The 22,593-nt window shown below is 63.0% G+C and carries 20 protein-coding genes, 1 tRNA gene and 1 riboswitch; of the genes, 17 read left to right on the top strand and 4 right to left on the bottom strand.

Annotated elements, in window-relative coordinates:
• Nucleotides 1-222: 222 nt before the first annotated feature.
• From C5E06_RS13405 to C5E06_RS13390, 4 genes are all read left to right on the top strand, one after another.
• Nucleotides 223-1,017 carry an AraC family transcriptional regulator gene (locus tag C5E06_RS13405; RefSeq protein WP_146081055.1) on the top strand — a complete coding sequence of 265 codons (795 nt, stop codon included), beginning with the start codon at nt 223-225 and terminating at the stop codon, nt 1,015-1,017.
• 102 nt (nt 1,018-1,119) lie between these two features.
• Entirely contained in the window at nt 1,120-1,749 is a 630-nt protein-coding gene (locus tag C5E06_RS13400) for a Pr6Pr family membrane protein (protein WP_104307137.1), read from the top strand.
• Nucleotides 1,750-1,752: 3 nt separating this feature from the next.
• A riboswitch (ZMP/ZTP riboswitch) is annotated at nt 1,753-1,837 on the top strand.
• 49 nt (nt 1,838-1,886) lie between these two features.
• Entirely contained in the window at nt 1,887-3,182 is a 1,296-nt protein-coding gene (gene glyA / locus C5E06_RS13395) for a serine hydroxymethyltransferase (protein WP_104307136.1), read from the top strand.
• Complete coding sequence (locus C5E06_RS13390) at nt 3,179-4,066, top strand: bifunctional methylenetetrahydrofolate dehydrogenase/methenyltetrahydrofolate cyclohydrolase (RefSeq protein WP_104242554.1); 888 nt, start codon at nt 3,179-3,181, stop codon at nt 4,064-4,066. The genes glyA and C5E06_RS13390 overlap by 4 nt, the downstream gene beginning before the upstream one ends.
• 151 nt (nt 4,067-4,217) lie before the next feature.
• Here C5E06_RS13390 and C5E06_RS13385 read toward each other — a convergent pair whose 3' ends face one another.
• Entirely contained in the window at nt 4,218-5,267 is a 1,050-nt protein-coding gene (locus C5E06_RS13385; protein ID WP_104307135.1) for a MauE/DoxX family redox-associated membrane protein, read from the bottom strand.
• Between the two features lie 77 nt (nt 5,268-5,344).
• Here C5E06_RS13385 and C5E06_RS13380 point away from each other — a divergent pair, with 77 nt between their 5' ends.
• Nucleotides 5,345-6,487 carry an acyltransferase family protein gene (locus tag C5E06_RS13380; protein ID WP_104307134.1) on the top strand — a complete coding sequence of 381 codons (1,143 nt, stop codon included), beginning with the start codon at nt 5,345-5,347 and terminating at the stop codon, nt 6,485-6,487.
• Here C5E06_RS13380 and C5E06_RS13375 read toward each other — a convergent pair.
• A complete protein-coding gene (locus tag C5E06_RS13375; protein ID WP_104307133.1) occupies nt 6,402-6,833 on the bottom strand; it encodes a DUF1801 domain-containing protein in 432 nt (143 codons plus the stop codon). The genes C5E06_RS13380 and C5E06_RS13375 overlap by 86 nt on opposite strands.
• A gap of 107 nt (nt 6,834-6,940) precedes the next feature.
• Here C5E06_RS13375 and C5E06_RS13370 point away from each other — a divergent pair.
• Nucleotides 6,941-7,013, top strand: a tRNA-Lys gene (locus C5E06_RS13370).
• Here the strand turns inward: C5E06_RS13370 and C5E06_RS19830 are convergent.
• Nucleotides 6,975-7,226, bottom strand: coding sequence for a helix-turn-helix domain-containing protein (locus C5E06_RS19830; RefSeq protein ID WP_374953242.1), 252 nt, complete (start codon nt 7,224-7,226; stop codon nt 6,975-6,977). The genes C5E06_RS13370 and C5E06_RS19830 overlap by 39 nt on opposite strands.
• A 208-nt stretch (nt 7,227-7,434) precedes the next feature.
• On the opposite strand from C5E06_RS19830, the gene C5E06_RS13365 reads away from it, so the two are divergent.
• The 9 genes from C5E06_RS13365 (at nt 7,435) to C5E06_RS19045 (ending at nt 15,821) form a co-directional block, all read left to right on the top strand.
• Complete coding sequence (locus C5E06_RS13365) at nt 7,435-7,938, top strand: TraM recognition domain-containing protein (protein WP_104307132.1); 504 nt, start codon at nt 7,435-7,437, stop codon at nt 7,936-7,938.
• A 2-nt stretch (nt 7,939-7,940) separates the two neighbouring features.
• Nucleotides 7,941-8,333, top strand: a complete 393-nt coding sequence (locus C5E06_RS13360) for a hypothetical protein (protein ID WP_104307131.1) — start codon at nt 7,941-7,943, stop codon at nt 8,331-8,333.
• Nucleotides 8,330-8,881, top strand: a complete 552-nt coding sequence (locus C5E06_RS13355; protein WP_104307130.1) for a hypothetical protein — start codon at nt 8,330-8,332, stop codon at nt 8,879-8,881. The genes C5E06_RS13360 and C5E06_RS13355 overlap by 4 nt, the downstream gene beginning before the upstream one ends.
• 93 nt (nt 8,882-8,974) lie before the next feature.
• Nucleotides 8,975-9,679: a hypothetical protein gene (locus C5E06_RS19060; protein ID WP_146081387.1), complete on the top strand. Its 705-nt coding sequence runs from the start codon at nt 8,975-8,977 to the stop codon at nt 9,677-9,679.
• Between the two features lie 2 nt (nt 9,680-9,681).
• Nucleotides 9,682-10,209 (top strand): hypothetical protein, encoded by a 528-nt coding sequence (locus tag C5E06_RS19055; RefSeq protein ID WP_146081386.1) that lies wholly within the window; start codon nt 9,682-9,684, stop codon nt 10,207-10,209.
• Entirely contained in the window at nt 10,206-12,602 is a 2,397-nt protein-coding gene (locus C5E06_RS19050) for a hypothetical protein (protein WP_146081385.1), read from the top strand. Before C5E06_RS19055 ends, C5E06_RS19050 begins: the two co-directional genes overlap by 4 nt.
• Before the next feature lie 743 nt (nt 12,603-13,345).
• Nucleotides 13,346-13,987 carry a nucleotidyl transferase AbiEii/AbiGii toxin family protein gene (locus C5E06_RS13345; protein WP_104307128.1) on the top strand — a complete coding sequence of 214 codons (642 nt, stop codon included), beginning with the start codon at nt 13,346-13,348 and terminating at the stop codon, nt 13,985-13,987.
• A gap of 195 nt (nt 13,988-14,182) precedes the next feature.
• On the top strand, nt 14,183-14,770 hold the full coding sequence (locus tag C5E06_RS13340; RefSeq protein ID WP_104307127.1) for a GNAT family N-acetyltransferase: 588 nt from the start codon (nt 14,183-14,185) through the stop codon (nt 14,768-14,770).
• Between the two features lie 310 nt (nt 14,771-15,080).
• Nucleotides 15,081-15,821, top strand: a complete 741-nt coding sequence (locus tag C5E06_RS19045; protein WP_146081384.1) for a hypothetical protein — start codon at nt 15,081-15,083, stop codon at nt 15,819-15,821.
• A 404-nt stretch (nt 15,822-16,225) separates the two neighbouring features.
• On the opposite strand, the gene C5E06_RS13335 is transcribed toward C5E06_RS19045, so the two are convergent.
• Nucleotides 16,226-19,399, bottom strand: coding sequence for an AAA family ATPase (locus tag C5E06_RS13335; RefSeq protein WP_104307126.1), 3,174 nt, complete (start codon nt 19,397-19,399; stop codon nt 16,226-16,228).
• 1,124 nt (nt 19,400-20,523) lie between these two features.
• On the opposite strand from C5E06_RS13335, the gene C5E06_RS13330 reads away from it, so the two are divergent.
• Both C5E06_RS13330 and C5E06_RS13325 read left to right on the top strand, forming a co-directional pair.
• Entirely contained in the window at nt 20,524-21,579 is a 1,056-nt protein-coding gene (locus tag C5E06_RS13330) for a DUF262 domain-containing protein (protein ID WP_104307125.1), read from the top strand.
• Nucleotides 21,576-22,568 carry a hypothetical protein gene (locus C5E06_RS13325; protein ID WP_104307124.1) on the top strand — a complete coding sequence of 331 codons (993 nt, stop codon included), beginning with the start codon at nt 21,576-21,578 and terminating at the stop codon, nt 22,566-22,568. The genes C5E06_RS13330 and C5E06_RS13325 overlap by 4 nt, the downstream gene beginning before the upstream one ends.
• The last annotated feature ends 25 nt before the right edge of the window (nt 22,569-22,593 follow it).

The raw sequence follows: 22,593 nt of genomic DNA, 5'->3' as shown, positions 1-22,593 counted from the left end.
GTGCTTGAGAGTTCGAGGCAGGATCTCAGTGCTTGGATCGCGAGGATCGCGCACACGGGGGAGCCGTTCGCGCATTTCTCGACGGATGATCTCGTTTCCGGCGCATTCCGAGAATTCCACGGGGAATCCGGGATTGCCGAATTCTTCGGTCTCTCCAAGCCGGTGAATTCGTCCGCTACCGCGGCGTTCCACGCATACACTCTCGAAGCCTTCGTCGGTTCGGTGCATCTCTACGGAACGCTGCGCACGAGCTCCGGCGTCGAGCGCGGCGGGGAGGACTTCACTCGGGATGCGCACGAGAAGCTCATCGCGATCGGCATGCTGCGGGGTTCGCTGAAGTACCGGAATGGGAAGCACACGGGCGTGCTGGGGCCGGGGGACGTGCTTGTCGTGAACTCGACGCATCCGCTCGTCACCGCGAGCATCGGCGTGGTCGAGACGCTCGGCATGGCAGTCCCCATCGACGACATCTCGAAGGACTCGCGGGTCACGGGCGGCCAGTGGCCGGTGCGTCTGCCCGAGAGTGCGCTCACGTCCGCCTTCCTGGCGTTCGTCGGTCGCTACCTCGTCGAGGACGCCACCGCGGAGGGCAGCGGGCAGGTGTCGTCGGGGCTCGCCGAGCCGGTGCTCTACGACCTGCTCCGCTCCGCCCTCTTGCAGGTCGTGCCGGCGACGATGACTCCGGCCCAGCAGTCGCTGCGCCTGCAGGTCGCCGTGCACGACCTCATCGAGAAGTACCACGTGCTGCAGGGCTTCGATGCGGACAGCATCGCGCGAGCGCTGCACATCAGCCGCCGCAAGCTGTACCGCGACCTCGCGGAGCACGGCGAGGGTGTCGCCGGGCTCATCGCCGCGCGCAGAGTGAGATCTGCCGCCGCGATCCTCCTCGAGCAGCCGGCCATGCCACTCAGCGAGGTGTCGGCTGCGGCGGGATTCGGGGACGCGACAACGATGCGGCGGCATTTTCTCTCCAAACTCGGCGTGACACCCGCCGACTACCGCAGAGAGAACGTCTGACCGCGTAGCCTCATCCCTGCGACTCCCGCACGCACGGCGGCTCTCCGTCGAATGCGGAGAACCGCGATCAAGGATTCCCCGCCGCCGATCAAAGGACGCCTCGTGGCTTCGTCGATTCACCGCCCCGCGCTGGTCACCGCCAAGATCGGGCTCGGTCTGCTCGCCTTCTCCTCCATCGTGTCGGAGATAGCAACGATCATGGAACGCGGAACCTGGGTGCCGGATCAGTTCTTCGCGTACTTCACGATCGAGACGAACATCCTCGTTGTCCTCTCGCTGCTGATCAGCGGAGTCGCGACCGCCGCGAATGCGCAGGGCGCGCGGATCAACGCCTTCCGTGCGGCAGTGGCGGTCTACATCCTCATCGTCGGCATCGGGTTCTCCCTGCTGCTCTCCGGCCTGAGCGACGTCGACTTCACGGCCGTGCCGTGGAACAACACCGTGCTGCATTACGTCATGCCCGTCGTCATGCTGATCGATCTCCTCATCGACCGGCCGACCAAGCGCATCCGCTTCGCGCCCGCGCTCATCTGGCTCATCTTCCCCGCCGGATACGCGGCGTTCTCCCTCATCCGCGGCAACCTCACCGGCTGGTACCCCTACCCGTTCCTGAACCCGACGAACCAGGGCTACGCGCCCGTCGTGCTGACCATCATCGGCCTCGTCGCACTCGGCCTGGCGTTGACCTGGCTCGTGACACTGCTCTCGCGGAGGCCAGCCAAGTCGCGGTAGACTTATCGCGGCCGCGACTGGCGTTCAGGTGGGTCACCACCAGGGAGCGGCTCTTCGGGTTCTCGAGCCGTTCGCCTGGGCTCGCCGGTTCACGACCACATGTTCGCCGTGCCATCCGGTTTCCTGAAGGAGTCTTCGTGACCGATACGTTCAACGCCCCTCTTGATGCATTCAACGCGCCGCTGAGTGAAGTAGACCCTGAGATCGCTGCGGTTCTCGAGCAGGAGCTCGACCGCCAGCGCTCCACGCTCGAGATGATCGCCAGCGAGAACTTCGTTCCGCGCGCCGTCCTCGAGGCAACGGGCAGCGTTCTCACCAACAAGTACGCCGAGGGCTACCCCGGACGTCGCTACTACGGCGGCTGCGAAGTCGTCGACGTGGCTGAGAACCTCGCCATCGAGCGCGCGAAGTCGCTGTTCGGCGCGGCTTTCGCGAACGTGCAGCCGCACTCCGGCGCGACGGCCAACGCCGCCGTCATGCACGCCCTCGCCCGTCCCGGCGACACGCTGCTCGGCCTGTCGCTCGACCACGGCGGACACCTCACGCACGGCATGAAGATCAACTTCTCCGGCCGCCTCTACAACATCGTCGCGTACGGCGTCGACGCAGAGACCTCGCAGATCGACATGGAGCAGGTGCGCGAGCTCGCACTCGAGCACAAGCCCAAGGTCATCGTCGCCGGTTGGTCGGCGTACCCCCGTCAGCTCGACTTCGCGAAGTTCCGCGCGATCGCCGACGAGGTCGGCGCCTACCTGTGGGTCGACATGGCGCACTTCGCCGGACTCGTCGCCGCTGGCCTGCACCCGAACCCGGTGCCCCACGCGCACGTCACGTCCAGCACGGTGCACAAGACCATCGGCGGGCCGCGCTCCGGCTTCATCCTGACGAACGACGCCGACCTGGCCAAGAAGATCAACACCGCCGTCTTCCCCGGCCAGCAGGGTGGCCCGCTCATGCACGTCATCGCCGGCAAGGCGACCGCGTTCAAGCTCGCCGCGAGCGACGACTTCAAGGACCGCCAGGAGCGCACGCTGCGCGGCGCGAAGATCGTCGCCGACCGCCTCCAGCAGGCAGACGTGGCTGAGGCCGGCATCTCGGTCCGCTCGGGTGGAACCGACGTGCACCTCATCCTCGTCGACCTCCGCAACGCTGAGATCGATGGCAAGCAGGCCGAGGACCTCCTGCACGAGGTCGGCGTCACCGTCAACCGCAACGCGGTCCCCAACGACCCGCGCCCGCCGCTGGTCACCTCGGGTCTGCGGATCGGCACGCCCGCTCTCGCGACGCGCGGCTTCGGCGACGCAGAGTTCACCGAGGTCGCCGACGTCATCTCGCTGGCGCTCCTCCCCGACGCCGACGTGCCGGCTCTGCGTGCCCGCACCAAGGCGCTCGCCGACGCATTCCCGCTCTACCCGGGCCTCGGCGAAGCATGACGGCTGCCTCACTTGACGGCAAGAAGGCCGCGGCCGAGATCAAGGCCGAGCTGCGGGAGCGCGTAGCCGCGCTCGCGGGGCGAGGCGTCGTCCCCGGACTCGGCACGATCCTCGTCGGAGAAGACCCCGGGTCGAAGTGGTACGTCGCGGGCAAGCACCGCGACTGCGCTGAGGTCGGCATCGAGTCGATTCGCGTCGACCTCCCGACCGAGACCACGCAGGAGGAGCTCGAAGCGGAGATCGACCGCCTCAACGCCGATCCCGCGTGCACGGGCTACATCGTGCAGCTGCCGCTGCCGAAGCACATCGACCAGGACCGTGTGATCGAGCGCATCGACCCGTCGAAGGACGCGGACGGGCTGCATCCCACCAACCTGGGACGTCTGGTGCTGAACGCCAACGACCCGATCACGACGCCGCTGCCCTGCACGCCCCGCGGCGTGATCGAGCTGCTCCGCCGCAACGACATCTCGCTCAACGGCAAGCACGTGCTCGTCATCGGCCGTGGCGTGACGGTCGGCCGCTCGATCGGTCCGCTCCTCACACGACGCGAGAACAACGCGACGGTCACGCTCACCCACACGGGCACGCCCGACATCGGCGTGCTGGCACGTGAGGCTGACGTCATCGTGTCGGCTGCCGGTGTCGCCGGCATCGTACGCCCCGAGTGGGTCAAGCCGGGCGCCGCTGTCCTCGACGTCGGCGTCAGCCGCATCGAAGACCCGGAGACGGGCAAGTCCAGAGTCGCGGGCGACGTCGACCCGGGAGTCTGGGACGTGGCCGCCTGGGTATCGCCGAACCCCGGCGGTGTCGGCCCCATGACGCGGGCGCTGCTCCTCGAGAACGTCGTCGAGCAGGCCGAGCGCCTGAACCCGGCGGTCTAACAACCGGGTTCGTGCCAAGGGTGCGGGCAGTTCATCGAACTGCCCGCACCCTTTTGCGTATCAGCTTCTCCGCAACCCGCAGTCCGCCGCCACGAGCCACCAGCAGGCGAGCGTGTGCGCCAACTGGACCAAGTCAGTCGCGACCTGAGGCTCAGCCGTGCGGCTGAGACTGGCGCTGCGCAGCGAACGAGGCGACCAGCTGCTCGACGCGATCCGCAATGATGTCGCCACCGAACTCGGGGGGCGATGCGATGGTGCCGTCGGCCGCGAGCAGGATCGCCGCGGGGGTCGCGTGAGCTTCGAAGAACTCCGTGGCGGCCTTCGCGCCGAAGTAGGTGTGGGGCAGCGCGCTCGGGTAGCTCTTCTCGACGGATGCGCGGCTCGACGAGGTGGCGACGATGATCTGCGCGTCGTCGCCCAGCCGCCGCGACCAGTCGCCGACTTGGCTGAGCACGGGTCCGCAGGAACCGCAGCCGACGCGGGCGAAGATGAGGATCGTCGTCTTCTGGGGAACGACGACGAGGTTGTAGAGCAGTTCCGGCGCCCCGTCCCCGGAGACGAGTTCAAGGGTGTGGGGGATGGCATCCCGAGCGGCTGGGTCGGAGATGAGGTCGGGACCCTCGACGAGTTCGAAGTCCTGACCAGCCGTCGCGTCGCGAGTCGTCGTCGGCGCGGAGACGGGAGGCTTCACGATGCCGGCGACGATGCCGACGAGTGCGACGGTCGTGGTCGCGGCGAGCCACAGCCAGTCGTCGACCGAGAAGAGCGCAAGCTGGGTCGGGACTCCGAGCGCCATGCCCGGGAGGAATATCGCGAGGAGCGCTGCGAGCGTGAGGCCCGCGTTCCGCCAGATCGTGATCTGGCTGACCGGCTCGGTGCTGAGCGCCCCGAAGCAGTTGCAGTCGACGGCCTGTCGCTTGGAGACGCTGCGTGCCACCACGACCAGGTAGGTCGCCATGAGGGCGGCGGCGAGGGTGGCCGCGATCAGGTAGGCCGGTCCGCTCAGGAGCAGCAGCGCGGCTCCCAGGATGATCTCGCCCACCGGCAGTGCGACTGCGGCCCACGGCTTCCGGAGCGGGGCGGGGACGCCGAACGCGGCCAACGACTGCAGGGTGCGGGAGCGCTGGGGGAGCTTCAGCGCGCCGCTGGCGATGAGGACGCAGGCGATCAGCGCGGGAAAGATCACGAAGGTGGGAAGCACTCGTTCATTATCGCCCTTGGGCGGCGCGTCGTCTCGCTGAGCTTGACCGGTGGCGCGGGGCCGTCGAAGATCGACGCATGCGCCTGAATTCCCTCGATGTGGTGCGCGGCTTCGCGATCTTCGCCATGATCATCGCCCACACGGTCGTGTTCCTGAACGACCGCGAACCGCGCGCGCTGCAGGTGCTCTTCCAGTTCCTGAACGACGCCGCGTCACCCCTGTTCGCGCTGGTCATCGGCGTGACGGCCGGCTATCAGCTGCGGGATGCGGCGCGGTGGGATTCCCGACGGAAGAGCTTCTTCGCGCTCTCGTGGGTCATCAAGGCGATCGTGCTCATCTTCGTGGGACTGCTGCTGAGCATCAACTTCTCTGGCGTGCTCATCGTCTTGGATTTCCTGGGCATCATGATGCTCATGGCCACGCCGTTCCTTTTCCTGCCGGCGGCCTGGTCGGCCGGGGCGGCGCTGCTCTTCCTCGCGCTGGCGCCCATCGTGAACGAGGCAGCCCGGGCCTGGGCGCTGACGTCCGCGTTCTCGCCGTCGTCGATGTTCGACCCAACCGCCCTCCTGCTCGACTGGACGGTCCTCGGATCCGCGTACCGCCTGACGAACCTGCTGCCGATGCTGCTGATCGGGTTCCTCCTGGCCCGCTGGCAGCTCGGCAACCGGAGCCGAACGGCGTGGGCGTTCGGCGCGGGAGCGGTGCTCCTCGGGGTGTCGCTGTTCGCGCGGCGGTGGGAGGAGATGGCGACCGGTGTCACCCAGTCGGGGTCCTACGGCGACGAGGCGCGGGATCTCGGGCTCGCGCTGCTCGCGTACGCGGGCATCCAGCTGCTCGGGGACTTCTCTGGCGAGCGGATGCGCACCTGGTTCGCCCGCCTGACAAGGCCGCTGGCCGACATGGGCACCATGGCGTTCACCGTCTACTGCCTGCACGTGCTCATCCTCACGGCGATCTGGTCGCAGCTGCTCCTCGGGGAAGAGAACTGGCTCGCGGGCCCCGGCCTCGTCTACCGGCAGCCGCAGGGCCTGCTCACGATGGTCGCCATCATGGTCGTGTGCCCGCTGTTCGCGACCCTCTGGCGCCGGTACCTCGGAGTCGGCCCGCTCGAGCGGGCCATCGGAGTGCTCTCGCTCAGGCATCCCCCGGGAACATTGCTTGCAGGTCCTCCCGCCGCGACCAGGCGAGTCGAACCAGCTCTTCGAGCACCTCAAGATTGAGCGACGAGAACCGCCCCACCCAGATGCAGTCCTTGCCGAGCTTCGCCTTGCCGAGCTGCTCGAGGAGTCCCTCTGGGGCCCACATCTGGAGTCCGTAGATCGACATCGAGGCTTTGCGTGGGGCGAATCCGAGGATCATCGCCTCGCCGGAATGGCCGCTCTCGTACGTGTAGCGATAGCGGCCGTAGCCGATCATCGTGGGACCCCACACGACGGCTTCCTCGCCCGTGACCCGATCCATGATCTCCTTCAGGATGCGCGCGTCCTCGCGTCGCCCCGCGGGCTCTGCCTGATCGATGAGGAGATCGGGTGAGACGTCGGACGGCTTCGTCTTCGTATCTGCCATGACGAGAGTATGACCCCGGCCGCCGACAAATGGGGGCCGCCTGAGCAGAGGCGAGGTCTCGATTCGCGATAGGATTCCCCACGGTCGCCGCACGCCAGGCGACTGTGGGGCCTGTAGCTCAGTTGGCAGAGCATCGGACTTTTAATCCGCGGGTCGTGGGTTCGAGCCCCACCGGGCCCACCCTTCTCCCTGCTGGTCAGCAGTCAGATGCAGTGGCGCGTCGTCATCCGTCTCACCGATGAGATACGCAACGGACGTGCCGAGCGCTTGCGCGATGCCAACGATTTCAAAGAGATACCAGCGGCGTGCGCCGCGCAGTTTGGCACTCAAGTTGGGCTGGGCGACTCCGATCGCGGCCGACAGATCGATCTGTCGCATCCGCTTTCGCCACATTAGCGCCACGATTCGCTCGGACGTCAGGTCACGTTCGTCTAGCTGAGGCTCTGCAGCTTCCGAGCGTTGCCGCCGCGATGCGCCGACGTGAGACGACGAGTTCGATGGGCAGGCGTTCCTATCCGGGCAGAGGGCGCTCTACCTGATCGCTACCCGGTCAGGCGCTGGAGCCGCTGGCGGGTTCCTCGGCGCCCTGCTGGACAACGTCGTGGAGCAAGCTCGCCTCGAGGCGCTGCCGACGGTGATGTGGGGCACCGGAATCTGGACGCTCGTTGTCCTGCAGGGGTTCTCCCAGGCGCGCACAGCCTGGAGCGCGTACGAGGCCGAAACGATCTGGACGTCCGCAATCGCGAAAATCCTCTGCGGCGGTGGCAGCGACGAATCGCCCCTGAAGGGGCTCGAGTCGATCCTCGGCACGCGGGAGGTGCGGACGAAGTCGCGGTCGGTGTCGATGCAGGGCAATTCCACGCAGCTCGGCATCGAGCGCTTGCCCGTGCTCAGCGTCGACGAGCTGCACCGCATCCCGACCGGGTACGGCGTGCTCGCGCACAAGAACAAGCGCGGCGTGCTGCTGGAGATGCCCGGGTGGACGAAGCGAGCGGACGCCGATGACATCTCGGCGGGGAAGAAGCAGACCGAAGCGGAGCAGGCGGACGAGTTCCGCCGGCAAGGCCGGTTGATGCCGCAGCCACTGCAACTGGAGGTGTCGTAGCCATGTCGAACGGTCGAGCGGGCATCGCGTCACGCGCGTACCGCGTCCAGTACTTGAAGTCGAAGCAGTGGCACGCCAGACGTGCTCGGTGGTTCGACCAGAACCCGACCCAGCACCAGTGCTGCGTGTGCAAGCGGATGGAGCCGCAGGCCAAACGCCGCCTCGAGCTGCACCACATCGACTACCGCGGTGTGACGCAGCTCCTGAACGGCGGATGGCTCGCCAACGAACGCGACGAGGATCTGCTGCCCATGCACCCGCTCTGCCACCGGCTGGTGCACGAGCTCATGGACAACGATGGCGCGCTTCGCTACATGCGCAGCCGCAAAGAAGCAACGCTGCAGGCAATCGCGAAAGTCCGCGCTCGCCTACGCAGCCTGATTGGAGCACGATGACCGACACCACCAACACCAGCGACGACAACGCGGATCCGGACTTCGAGGATCCCGATTTCGAGTTCGATGAGAGCCTGTTCCCAACCGACGTGGACCCGGGCAATCGGCAAGCGGTGGTCCCGGGCATGTATCCAACGGTCCTCGCCTGGCGACGGTTCGCGATCGAGAACGCGGACGTCGACGGGGAATGGGATGAGCTGGCGTTGTTCGTGCGATGGATCGTCGTCCGGTACGAGCTCGACATCATCCCCGAGTGCTGGCACCTCCACGGCGCACTCGTGGAGGAACTGTCCGCGTTGAAGTCAGCGCACGACTCGTCGTTCGACGCAGCTGCCTCGGGCATCGGCCCGATCGGCTGGCACGAACGGTTCCACCTCGCGCAAGGGCGAATCAAGGAGTGGTACCGCGGTGATTGCCGCGACGGCCACGAACCCAGCCGCAAGACGTGGGCTGAGCTCGGGGCCGACGAGTGGGCGACGTGGACGGACGGCGGGTGGCGCGATCTCATCGAACACGCGGCGAGCTCTGATCTCAGCGCCCACAGCTAAGACGAGGGTTGGGAGGACAGCCATGCGGTTCCTCAGCAGGCCGGCGCGCTAGGCAGGCTGCGACTCCGGCAGCCAGTGAACTAGCCTGGAATCGTGACCGACCAACAGGACCGAGACCGCCGGCAACTGGATGCCTCCGGTGAAACGCTAGAGCGCCTGCGATCCCGAGCGCGTTCAGTAGCCACGATTATCGCTGCGGTGGCGGCGGCCTTGGCCGCTGGAATCGTCTTAAGCCCCACGCCTCTGCAGCCGCAGATTGCTAGATTCTTCGGTACAGCGGCTGTCATTCTCTTCGTAGTGGCAACGGCAATGTTCGTTAGCGCCTCTCTGGTCAACATGCGCAAAGAACCTCTCGTCAAGACTGAAGGCGGGAAGCGTGCTCGTGCTGTTCTGTCCAGCTGGGAGGTCCGCCTTCTCCCGGGTCAGTTGCCCGATTCGCCCTCTTCAGAATCATTCAAGCTGAGTGCGAAACTTCTGAGTGCGAGGATCGCAACGAACATTCGTATCGCAACTTGGGCAGCGCTCGCTGGGCTCAGCTGTTTGGTCACGTGCCTTGTGTTGCTTGTGTGGCCGCACCAGGTTTCGGTCATTGTCCATGTGAGTGACGAGGTGTCGCCCACGGGCTGCGCTGAGATTGCCGAGGCTGGCAAGGTCGCCGGCTGGGTGGATCGTGCTTCTCTCGATGGACCGGTCGGGAGTGCTTACATGACTCTAAAGACGGATACATGCTCGGATGGTGTCGAGCGAACTCTTTACTTAGACAAATCTAAGGTGACGTTGATCGAGCAGGTGGACTAGTTTTGCCTGTTCTCGCAGTTGTCGAGTATGGATATGTGCTGACCGAGTTAGGTGGAGAATGGGAAGATGCAGTCCTTGATGCGGTGGCCGCTGCTTCTTCCTCGGAGGTCTCTGTCCGTCTCGCGCCCAAAGATTACACTTCAATAGATATGCTAATACTTCTGTATGAGGCACAGGATCACGACCATATCACCAAGCAGGGAGCTCTCCGCAAGAAACTTGAGGGGCGAGGCGATACGGTCGACCGAATACTACTCGTCGGGTGTGGTCGACGTAGACCGCCGGTGACCGACGCTGACGTAAAGCAATTAGCTCTGAATCAGGGGAGTGAATTTCAAGCAGATCCTCGTAGGGTCGATACTCCGGCCGCTCTATCCGGCCTTCTGGGTGAGAAGCTAGCTCGTGTATCCTCCGGCGCGGCCCTTAGGGAGCATGTTGTCGATATTGACAATTCTGTCAGAGGGTTCGACATCGAACATGAAGACTTGTTTTCTGTTGATGAACTGTGGCTTGGAGAGGAAACGCTGTGACCCAAACCGTGGTGGGAGTGGAATGGGTGTTGGCGTTAGTCAATCCTTGGGCGATATCGCCACATCCCAATTTTTCGCAGGGAGAAATCTCGGCGTCCGCGCGATTAGCTCTGGTCACCGAGCGGCGGTGGGAGCGAGAGTCTCGGCGTTACGAGAGTCTTGTGAGCACATCTTCTGAATGGGAAGTGGCCCTAGTTGACGCGGTCGAACGCTCTTTGGTCGCGGATTCTCAATCGCAAGCCGTTGCTGATTTGTGGGAGCTGGCGGGCACCAGTGGGCTGTCGGATGGTGCACGAGTTGCCGCGGCGATCTACGGCAGTGTGGGGCTCGCCGAGATGGACAGGCCTGTTGAAGCGGCCCACCGTCTCGCCACACTAGAGACTGTTCTCCGCCGGAGCTCCTTGAGTACGCTCTCAATGAGTTCCTTAGTTGTTCTTGTCACGCTCAAGATGCAACGGGTGCTCCGATTGTCGGACTCCCAACAGTTTGACGCGGCGCTCGATCAGGTCAAGTCAGTCCTGGCGTTGATTGATACGGGCTCGAGTGAATGCGAGCTTGTTGAGCTCAGTGAAGGCATATCGTGGGGTGTTGAACAGGTCCATCGTGACGTTCTGGACGCAACTCGTCAGCGCGCACTGCGAGCCATGACTTTGCTAGACGACATCGATTCTGATTCATGGGTTGATGTTGTGCGCGCGAAGCGACCCTGGCTCGACGTTCGTTCTTCCTACACTCGAGCTGACCGCGACTCATTCGTTCTTCGCGACTACTTCGAAGCGCGCATCGAGTCGACTCTCAACGTTAGGCATTATCTAAGGACGAGGCCAATCGATCAAGGCTACGCCGCCCTGCTCACGAGTGAGATTTCCGGGTCTGTTGATCAGTCTGAACTCGATCGAGAGAGTCTCGGAAAGATTTTGATGGTGTCTCAGCAGCTGTCCGAGCATTCGGCTCGCGAGGCGCTGCGCTTGTTTAGGTTCGCGCGGGCCCCTAGATTACTCAAGAGCTCGGCGCAGTGGCTTCGTGACCAGGGGCCAGTGAGCGCACTGCTCGCCGAGGCGCGGACAGTGCTGGAGCGAGAGAGCCAGGAATCGAGAATGACAGAGTGTGATCTCCTGATTCTTGGGTTCGCTGCGGATTTCATGACTCGATCTGAGCGTCAAGCGGCCATCAAGTTGTCTTTCGAGCATCTGGCGACCGCCCCCCGCAACGGGACTGGAGTCCGTTGGTCGGCTCACGATCGTGTCTGGCGAGCTGTCAGACAGTTGATGGGTGGCGCCAATTCAGACGCCTGGATTCTTGAGCGTGCATCGGAGTACTTGGACGACTCAGGGTCCCTCTCTCGCCCGCTGACGAGTACGTTGGCAGGGGTCTTTGATCAAATTGAATGGTCGTCCACCAGTGAAGAAATTCGCACGCCTTGGACTGAATGGGCCCGAAGCGGTCAAGGAGCTGAGGAGACTGTTGAGTTGCGCGACACAATTCTTGTGCATGAGTTCGGACGACCCACCGAGGAGTCTTCGCAAGACTTGATGCAGAGTGCTGCGGTTATTGCGGATGGAGGGCGCGCAACACCTGAACAATTGGATGAAGTTGGTCAGTATCTGGTGGCAAGGCTTGAGGGCGTTGCAGATCAGGCTCAGCATGGTATGCGAACCGTTGGCGGTTATGAGCCAGGAAACGTGGCCGCCGCTTTCGCGCTTGCGACCAATGATTCTGAGGTCTGGGATCAACTTGTTATATTTCTGAGTGATCCGAATGTTGACACGGCAAGCAAGAGCGACGCGCTTGACCGTTTGGCGAGGCGCTTCACTGACATACCACATGAGGTTGTTCTTAAGATTCGTGACAAGGCGACTCAGATCCTGCACTCACCCCGGCGGGCGATGTCAATCGACCCTCAGGTGACGGGAGAGTTCCCTCCCGCTCTTCGGTTGTTGGGTGTGTCGGGTGCCTTGGACGGTCGCGCGGCCATGGAAGCAATCATGGACCTCGCTGCAGGCGAGGATCGGGCCAAACGTGAGGCGGCCTTGAGTGTGCCTGCCGTACTGAGCGTGGTGCCGGTCATCTGGGGGCAAGGGCTACTTCTTCAGCTGTCGCGAGATTCGAATCCTCGAGTTAAATCAGCTGCAGCTGGAGGATTGGCCGAAACTCTCGGCCGCGAGTCCGAACTCGATGAGGTTGTACGCGAGCGAATACTCTCACTCCTGGAATCTGACGGGCTTCAGATCCCGGCCGGCACGATGCATGGGTTGCGCCGTGCTGGCGAAGTAGATGCTGAGAGAGTCGCCTTCGCGGAGGAAGCCGTCCGGCGCATAGCGCTGGACTCTCGGGCGAGAGTGCTGCGCGTGATCGCTACAGAGTTCATTGACGCGATCTGGGGTACTAATTAGTTTGATCGGCTATTGAGCTGAATCGAGACTAAACGTTTGACTATATTGGCGGCACTCTGGTTTTCGCACCTGGAACCTGACTGGGAACGGTAGCGTCGCGCGAGTGGTGCTGAGCTACCGCTTACTGATCGGCGGGCGGGTGCGAACTACTGCACGTCTCACTACGGAAGGTCGGGCTCACCGATCTATGGTCTCTCGACGGGAGGTGTCGCGGACTGCCAAGCACGGCTTGCTGACGTCTTGTCGGTCTATGAAGTGATGGCAGAGTTAGGCCAGATGTGGTCGGGTGAAAGGAACCATGATGAGTGTGGCGTCCTCACCGCACGCTATGTGCATTAAGCCTGGCGCTGGACTTCGACCACGAAGAGCAATGTAGAGTTCCAGGGCTTCCGTCGAGTCGACAGGGACTTGTTGCTCGGAGTCGCCCAGGCGGATCCCGAGCTTCCCGAGTGCGGTGTACGAGCTGCCTGCAGGGGGGTGCTGCGGCTCGGACGGTGCAGGGAAGCGTGGTGTTGGGGTCCGCCTGGGCGGCGAGGCGCACAGTCACGGGAGAGACGGCTTCGCGGAGGGGCGAACGCGCCGGTTTCTCCTGGGGTAGCTGCGCACTCTCACATCGTGGGGGGGCGCGTTTTTCGTCGTGTGGGGATTGCCTCGGGAATTCCTGATTCGTGCGCTTCTCGCGCGGTTTCGGAGTGGATCTCCGCAATGCGTATCAGAGGGTGTCACGACGAGCGTGCCCCGAGATGCGAGAGGGGCTGTTGATGCCCGCATTCGAGACTGACCTGGCGTTTGAGGGGAACTTCACGTCGACCCCGCAGCTGAAGACGGGCGGTGGGCAGTCGTACACGAGGTTCCTGCTCCAAGATGCCCGGTTCTCGTCGGAACGAGTGACCGACCTCCCAGGTTTTCTGCGTCTTCGCGTGACTGAAGCGGACGGCGACGTCGTGGACGTCGACCTGGGCTGCGACTACCGAGTGCTGGCACCGGTCACGCTTGAAGTTGGGCCAGTCCTTGCGCTTGAGGACGCGGTTGGGAACAAGGTCGCGGCGCTGTTCAGCCGGGGCGAGCCACGCGACTTCCTGGACGTCGACGCCATACGCCGCACGGGCCATTTCGCGGACGGCCAGCTCTTGAAGCTCGCTGCGGCCAGAGACGGTGGCTTCACTGTCGACTGGTTCGCGAAACGCCTGGCCAGCATCACCCGCATCGCGCCCGAGCGGATACGGGACCGGCACCAGGTCGACGTTGACGAGTTCCGGGCCACGCAAGCGCGACTCGTGGCCTGGGCGACAACGCTCGCCCAGCGCCCGCGGGACATTCACGACAGCGGAGCTGCGTCGCCGAACATGCAAGACCGGGGTCCTCTCGGTCCTCAACTCACCTGACCGTTTGTCTGTCTCCCGTCGCTCTTCGAGGGAACAGTGAAGCGACCGTGGGTGACGACGAGGCCGGAGGTGTGAGTCGTGTTGACCGTGGGCGTATTTCTCGTGGCCCTGTTAGACAGCTCTCTCAATCAATCGGAGCGGCAGTGTTCGACGAATGTGCGAGTGACGGGCGCTCGATGGCGCTAATCTCGCGACATGGCTGTACAGACGAGCAACCCCGACCAGGGCTCTCCCGGGCCGCCTTTTTTTGGACCGGATGCCCACTACAAAGACTGGGTTTCACAGTTGGATTCTCTGCCCACCAAGAGAGCCACTGTTCGGGAGGCAGCGCCAACAGATGCTGATGCTCGCCGTATGTGGGACCTGCAGGCCGCATGCGTCCCCCTCGTTCCGCAGGTCTCGTCTGAGAACTTGTCCGCGATCACAAGCAAGTTGGTGCTCATCGCAGAAGTTGATGATGTCCACGTGGGCTTTTGTATCGCGTTTATCAAGGAAGTATCGTCGGCTCCGATTTTCATCCAGGCAGTAGCCGTTGCTCCGCAGGCGCAACAGAGAGGGGTCGGGCTCGAACTCCTCTTGGCTGTGGCAGGGCGCGCACCGGAGCGGGACATCGCCATGGCGACTCAGGACACCAACGTGCCCGCACGAACGCTGAACGAACGGTTCGCAGAAGCCCTAAACTCCGAGATCAAGAGAGTTACGCTCGGCACATACGCAGACGCAGATCTCGCTATTCGAAGAGGGCAGGGCTATCGGTCCTGGCGGATCCAGCGGCCAGGATAAACAAGGCACAGCTCCGCACGCGATTCAGTACAGGAGGCGTACGGCGGCGGACTCAATCTACGCGCCTCAAGATCCGAGCGTCAGAGCGCGCCTTCAGCGAGGTTGACTACGTGGAGCGTCGTCCGCATTTCAGTCTGCAACTGGTCACATTTAACCGCACCCAGCCCAACAAACGGATCCAGTTCACTCGGACTCGAGCCATCGTGACGGACCGACCCAACCAGTCAGCGGCGCTACGAAGCGTCTCACTTGGAAGATTGAATCCTGTATTCTACCCACTGGGCAGCTGTTGTCGACTGGAGGTTGTTACATGTTCGGGTGTAAAGCACGGAAATCGGCTCGATACGCCGAGCTTCGCAAGCTAGCGAAGAAGAAAATACAAATCCGTGCACAAAAAGCACTCGAGGAGAAGAATCGAGTAGAAGATGAACGCAAGAAGGAAAAGAAATCTCGATTGGACCGCATCGCGGCGTGGGCGGGAGCAGCTGGCGCAGGTATCGCCTTATTTGGCCTCATCATCACAGCTACTCAGAACAATATTCTCGTTGACCAGTTAGATGCTCAACGTGAAGCTGCGAGGATGCAGGGCCCGGTTTTGACCGGTGTTGCCAAGGTGGTCCTAGACTTCCCTGGAGCTCAATTGTGGGAGCCTGACGGTTCCAGAATTGAACGGGTGCTCAAACCAGGCGAGTACGCAGACTCCAACACACAGATTCGAGTGGAAGTGGTGAATACGGGCCAAACGACTGGATCGGTGACGAGTGCTGCGGTTCAGTATGAAGATGAGTGGCTTCCTGCGGATGCCCTATTCTGCGGGCGGGATCGAACGGGTCTAGAACTACAGAAATGTGATTTTCCGATCCTGGTGGAACCCGGAGAAATGAAGGTTTTCACCTTCCAGATCCCTAATACATCTGGGTGCTTCGGGGAGACGAAGGAATCTGACCTCACGGCCTCCTTTACTGCGGCTGACGGTGAGCGGGCCGTTCTCCCCACGGGGCTCACTGCAACCCTGGAAAGTCGGTGCGCTGATTACGGCGGGAACGAGTAATCATAGTGCGCCGTTCAAGGAGTAAGTCGCTCCACGGATAGTACAGCCGGGATGGATTGCGGAAATCACAGAGAATATTAGACTTGCTTCTATGAAGATCATCTAGTGGCTTGCGTAATCATGTGATCGCCCAGTCGTGAAACTCCTTCAACAAGATCGACTATTTTGACATCGACCCCCTCGGTCCCGTTGCTTTCCTGTATCAGTCGGAGGTTGAGTATCACTCACTGTGCGTTATTTAGCACCGAGCGGGTGATTCGCTCGTTTCGTGCGCAATAACTTTCAGGCCGCTTATTGCATCCCATCATCGGGAGGAGCCACAGTGCTCGGAGCGCCCACGCGGACGGGGCTCGAAATGTTGCACTGGTCGAGACACCAGCGGGCGCGAGCGAATCGCGTGCGTCTCAGAGCGACGGGCCTGGAGAGCGTCGCTCGGTTCCTCGCCCGCTGCCCTGGGCGACTGGACTCACATGCACATCGACCGGTCTCGGGCCTTGGGCGCGTCTCGCCACCGATACGCGTTCTTGGTGCTCTCTGCTGGAGGTGTCCGTGTCAAGCAGGTGCTCGCGGGTGATGCGTTCGGCGTGGAGCGCGTCGAGCTTGCGCAGATCCGGCATGGAAGCCTTCGTTGCTTCGCGTTCGCGCGCGCGTGCTTCGTTCACCTGGGCCTGGAGCGCGTCGATGTCCGCAACTTCTGGCCCCTCGCCCCGGCGCGGGTCCGCGTTCGCGTCGTTGCGGGCTCGGCGGAGCTGACGCAGCTCAGCTTCGAGGCGGTCGGCAGTGTCTTTGATGGCTTGCAGTTCGTTGTGCGTGTGCTTGGGGTTGATCTGAGCTTCCGCGGCGGCGAGGTCGAGGAGGTGCCCTGCGGGGCGCTGCTGCCAAGGCGCGGGCGCGAACACGCCTTCGCGAGCGGAGATCCCGAGCTCGCGGTGCAGCGCCCGGTAGTTGTCCTGCAGGCTGGCTTCGAGGTCGCCGCGGCGCAGCGATTCCACGAGCTGCCGCTCCGCGGTGGCATCGTCGCTCGCGACGAGGAACGCTTCGTTGACGCGTTTCCCGCGGGTGAGTCCAACGTAGAGGCCGGCGGCGTCGACGCCGGGGCCGACGATGGAGCCGTGCACAGTTTCGCCTTGGATGCCGTGGATCGTCGACGCGTAGGCGAGCGCGAGCTTGTCAGTCGCGTAGTCCGCGTCGACCGTGGTCGTGAGCCCCTTCTGGTCGACGGATTCGAGGAGTAGCTTCCAGGTCAGTGTCTTCTTCCGGACTGTCCACACCTGGTTGTTCTCCACGTTCTGGTCGCTGTCGTTCTGCCGAGTTTGCACGACGTCGCCCGCGTAGATGACCGACCCGTCGGCGGTGATGGCCACCGGTCGACCGGTGATCTGGCCGCGGTCGATGCGCTCTTGCTGGATGAGGTCGTTGACGGTGACCGCTTCCTCGTTCGTGGCCACGCAGAGCGCGGCGCGGTCTTTGTGTCCGGCCAGCTCAAGGTACCGGTCACGCATGGCCGCGTGCAGCTCGGTCATATTGGCCGCGGTCCGGACGTGACCGGTGGTCACGAGTTCGTGCGCCACCTCGTCTGAGGCATCGCCCGCGCGCATGCGAAGGGTGAGGTTCGCGTAGGCCGTGTCCGTCTCGCCGTCATTGGTGCGGAAGCGGTGCACGGATTCGAGGTCGACGTGTGTGTCGGCGTAGCGCTGGCCGAGTGCCATCGCGCCGGTGTGGCCGACGGGGTTGACCTGGGCGGGGTCACCGACGAGCGCGAGTCCTGCGCCCGTCTCAGCGGTCACCTGCAGGAGCGCGTGCATGGTGTGGAGGTCGACCATGCCCGCCTCGTCCACGACGATGCGCGTTTTCCGGTCAACGACGGCGCTGTCCCTCGGCCCCCGGTACACGTGGCCGTCCTTGGAAGTCGGGTCTTTCTGGCCGATGGCCAGCCGCCGCCAGACTGGCCGTCCCGTGTCCTTGTCCGTGCTCCATCGGAACCCGTACTGGTAGATCAGCGCGTGCAGGCTGGTCGCGTCAGCTCCCGTTTCACGTCCGGCCACGGACGACGCCTTCTTCGTCGGCGCGACGATGAGCACCTTCCGGCCCTGACCGGACAAGGAGGCCCTGGCCACTTTCAGCATGGTCGTCTTGCGCGCACCCGCGGGACCAATGACCGTGACCAGACGCGACGAACCAGCGATCGCGCACGCTGCCGCGGTCTGTTGTTCGTCGAGGCCGTGCTCGCCGCCGATCTTCGGGTTGCTGGCGAGGTGGTCGATGAGGTGCGTGGCCACGTTCTTCCCGCGCTTGGCCTGCGCCCGCATTCCTTCGTCGAGGTCGCGCTTCAGGGTGGCGGTTTCGGCCAGCATGTACCGGCCAACCCCACCCGGCACGTCGATGCTGTCCGCGGCCAAGTCGATCAAGTAGTGGCCGCGCGCCCGGTCGAGGGCAGCGTCCACGGTGGACGCGAGGACGTCGCGGTCGCCGGTAGCCACGACACGAGCGACCGCGCGGACCGCGCCGGCGCGCAGCGTGAAGTCCGAGAACCGGCCGCTGGAGGAGGTCGATCGGGAGTCGGCGTCCAAGATGGCCAGCCTGGCCACGCGGTCAATGTCAGACGCGGATACGCGGACAGCCAGGTCAGTGACCGGCTTGCGCCGCTTGAGCAGGGCTGGGTCGAGGTCGGTGAGCTCGCGGCGGACGCTGTCCGCCCAGTCCTCTTCGGACACTATGCCCGGCTTCTCGGGACGTCCGACCGCCCACGCGCGCCGGTCAATGGCCATCTGGTCATTGATCGTAGGCTCCCGTCCGGGGTGGTCCGCCTGCCACTCGGCCAGGAAGCGGGCCTTGGCCGCCTCGATCTGGTTCGACCGCTTCGAGAACGCCCGGACAAGATGCTGCAGTTGCTCGACTTCCCCCTTGGCAGGGTCGATGGTGAACCCCTTGGCCGCGAGGGTGGCCACCCATTCCGTGTCCGTGACCGCGGCCAACTGTCCTTCCGCGTTGACCAACGTCTGGAAGCGCAGCATTGTCCGGGAGTCGAGGTTCGCCCAGCGGCCATCCTGGCCGAGGACACGGGCGTTCAGCCACATGTGGGTGTGGGCGTGCGGATCGAGGGAGCGGGAGCGGGCGTGCTTCAGCTCGACCACCTCGATCTGCGCGAGGTCCATGCTGATGCGCCCTTGTGCGCCGCGGCGCGCGTTCAGCTCGGTGCGCCACATGTCGATCGTGCGATCGCGGATCCGCTCCTGCAGCGCGTCGAACGCGGCCGCGATCTCCGGGTCGAGCATCGCCGCGAGCGACAGCGTTTTCGGTGCGTTCACGGTCGCGTCGAACAGGAGATCCGCGTCGGGCCCCTGCACTTGGTAGCCGCGGTGCACGCCCGTGGCAGGGTCGCTGCCCGCGACCCACGCTTTCAGCTGCTCCACGCCCAGCTCATCGGCGGCGATGCCCGCCTCGGTGGCAGTGAAGCGAGTCACGGTCGATCCCGCGTGCGTGTACCCGATCGCCGCGTCGACCGACGCGAGCCGATCGGCTCGAGCGCCGTCACAGACGCCATCGAAGGCGTAGTGGACCGCGGCCCGCAGGGCCATGGTCTGCGACGCCCCGCTTCCATCTCGCTACTCCGCCGCGCACAGCACTGAGCGTAGCTCACACTGTAAGTGCATGCGTGCCTTCTACGTCATTCTCTGCCCTGATCTTCTTCCCGCTGTGCCTCCCGACAGTCCCGTTGTCTGTCAGTGCTCATTGCACATCCAGTCTCGTCTCCGCCTTTGGTCTAGTTCCGGTCCCTCGTTCGTCTACGCCTCCCTGTCCCTCCTCGCATTTTGGTGTCGACTCCCTGCGGAGGTGACGCTCATCTTCAAGATCGCGGGGTCTATGAGCGTGCGACGGAGTCTTGGCACACAGATGCGTTGTGTCGTGTGTTAGCGGTCGCTCCCCGGAAGGCAACTTGACTCTCCGGAAGCACGCAAAGCAGCGAAGCTGCCGTCTATCGAAGACAACGACATGTCGAAAAGCCGAAGGGACGAGACTGAGCGATGATCGGAAGAAGCAGGCCGTTACCCGAGTAGAAAGACGGCGTGGGCTGTTGGACGTGTTCATGCTTCACCCGGAGATCGAGGGGGAGCAGCTGTCCGAACGCGAGAAGCTGGCGGCGGCGGCCACAAGTGCGGACTCCACTGGAGCTTAGGACTACCGGGGAAGCATAATGAAGTGGCCAAACAAGTGGCAGGCCTTCCCGTCCGTCCTGCCGAGCGGCCGCGCGACGAGGCGGAGCTCGACACGGCAGCGACCTGCTCCCGGGACTTGATCGAGATCCACGAGAGCCCGTGGCGAATCCCCGGAGGATGCCACGAGCGGAGTTCGGAGACCGCCCGAAGTGCCGATTGGTCAACTCTTGGTGGCGCCGAGTCTGGGCTTCGAAACCGAGGCGTTCCCCGCAGGATTGGGAATCGAAAGGAGTGCCACTGGCCGGTGTGTAGGTGACCCCTGCTCGGTGCGCGGAACCGTCTGGATCCGAGATTCTGTCGGCCCCGATTCCTGGTTCCGTACGAGACGGGCGGCTGAGCGATGCATCTAGGCCTTTGTCCCAGTGCAGTTGCCTTTGAAGTTGATCGCGGGAGCTATAGAATCAGCGGGACGGAGGATTTTGTAGCGAAGCAAAGTCGGTCTCCTTGTCTACTCAACGAGCCCCGGTGCTCACGAAGGGTGCGAAATGAAGCGTCGTCTCACGACCCAAGATGTAACGTGGTTCCTTGATGTCAACGGCGCGGGTCGGCTGGACCTGGAACCGTCCTACCAGCGAAAGAGTGTCTGGACTCGAGGCGACCGAGAGTATTTCTTGGACACTATTTTCAACAACTACCCAAGTCCGGCCATCTTTCTACACAAAGACACCGACCTCAACGGAAGCACGACGTACCATGTCGTCGATGGCAAGCAGAGGCTGGAGACGATCCTCCTCTTTGTGCAGAACAAACTAGCTATACCAGAGACGATCAGTGACAATCGCCTAGCGAACAAACGCTGGAAAGACCTCAAAGATGACGCTGACCTGAAGCGGCGCCTCTGGGACTATGAGTTCACCGTCGAGATGCTCGACACCATCGAGCCAGCTGTTGTGAACGATGTTTTTGGGCGACTCAACAAGAATTCTCGTAAACTCACTCCGCAGGAGATTCGTCACTCTAGGTTCGACGGCTGGTTCGTCACGTTCGCCGAAGAACAGGCAAGTCGGCCAATCTGGTCGGCGCTTAAAGTGTCAACTACCGCGCGGGCGCGGCGTATGCAAGACGTTCAGTTCATCTCGGAGCTCATGGCTGTAGTTCTTCGACAGTCTCTCCAGGGCTTTGATCAGGACGCGCTTGACGCTCTATATGCCGAGTTCGAAGATCCCGCGGACGACACGTTCGTTCTCAGTGACTTCGTGTCAGCCTTCGAAGCCGGGCTCGACTACATCCAAGAGGCGGAGCAAGAGCGACAGGTGGTCTCAACACACGCTCGCACGTTCGCCAACATTTACACGCTCTGGTCCTGGGTTATCTTGGAGTCTGGAGATACGGAACCCAGCTCCTTCGCTGAGGCGTACGTGAAGTTCATGACGGCCGCAACAGCGTTCAGTGAGACCGCTGAAATAGCTGCAGATCTTGAGTCTCTCCGCGAACCAATCGAGAGGTACGTCGCGAACTCCAGGGGTGCGTCTACTGATCTGCGCCAGCGTGAAGAACGCTCCATTTCACTTTCCGTGGCCATTGCCCACTTCTTGAAATGAAAATTCAAGCTTCCATCCGTGCCTCCTATGATGAGAACCGCGATCTCTTAGAGAGGGTTCAACGTCAGGTAGAGGCAATACTCAAACCAAAGATTGAGCGTACGTGGCACTATGAAGGTCGACTGAAAGGCATCGAGAGCTACGCGCTGAAAATTGAGACGGGAAAGTTCGAACCCCACGATCTCGAGGACTTTTTCGCGTGCACGATCGTGGTTCCGACTCTCGACCATGTTCAAACGGCTGAGCGGCTAGTTATGGAATTCTTCAACTTCAGCTACCGAAAGCCGGAGACTAACAAAGTTGCAGTGTCCAGGCCGCTGGATTTTAGTTTTGACCACGTTCGCGTGATTGCTCGGCTCAAGGTTCCCCCTGGTCTCGAGGAATCACCCGTGCATCGCCCGAGGTTTGAAATTCAGATCAAGACTTACCTTCAGCATGCATGGTCAATATCAACGCACGATCTAACCTACAAAACGAGCGAACTCAGCTGGGGAAAGGAGAGAGTCGCTGCGCAAGTCAAGGCCTCCCTCGAGGCGGCCGAAGTGGCGATTTTCGAAGCTGAGAAACTAGCCAAGACTGGAAATCCGCTCCTGACGCGTCAGGATGCGGAAACGACCGCGCTTCAGGAGATCGTTACGACCCTCCAACAGTCCTTCCAGGAGGTTCACCTTCCTGAGGATCTAAAGAGGCTTGTGACTACCGTGCGACAGACTCTAGCTTCATGCAATATCGAACACGCCAGACTCGGCGACATCTTATCGAAAGGCAAGAGCCGGCACGGTGGCAGTCACCCGCTCGACTTGTCGCCCTACGGAGTCATCATCCAGTACCTCGGGGAGCAGCACGCGAGCAAGCTTCGCCGGGCGCTCACGCGGCGGGACGGATCTAAAATCTTCGTACCGCAGGAAGTCTCCCTGCCGGCTGCCTTTGCCGATATGAAACTTTCCAACGCGAGGTTTTTGCGGGACCAATCCTCCAGTCAACCGTAGGCCGATGTTGCGACGGGTTCAGGCT

It is taken from the genome of Pseudoclavibacter sp. RFBI5 (assembly GCF_002931395.1).
Taxonomy (GTDB): domain Bacteria; phylum Actinomycetota; class Actinomycetes; order Actinomycetales; family Microbacteriaceae; genus Pseudoclavibacter.
Note: the sequence above shows the minus strand (reverse complement) of the source record. Positions and strands in the feature narration are given on the sequence as shown.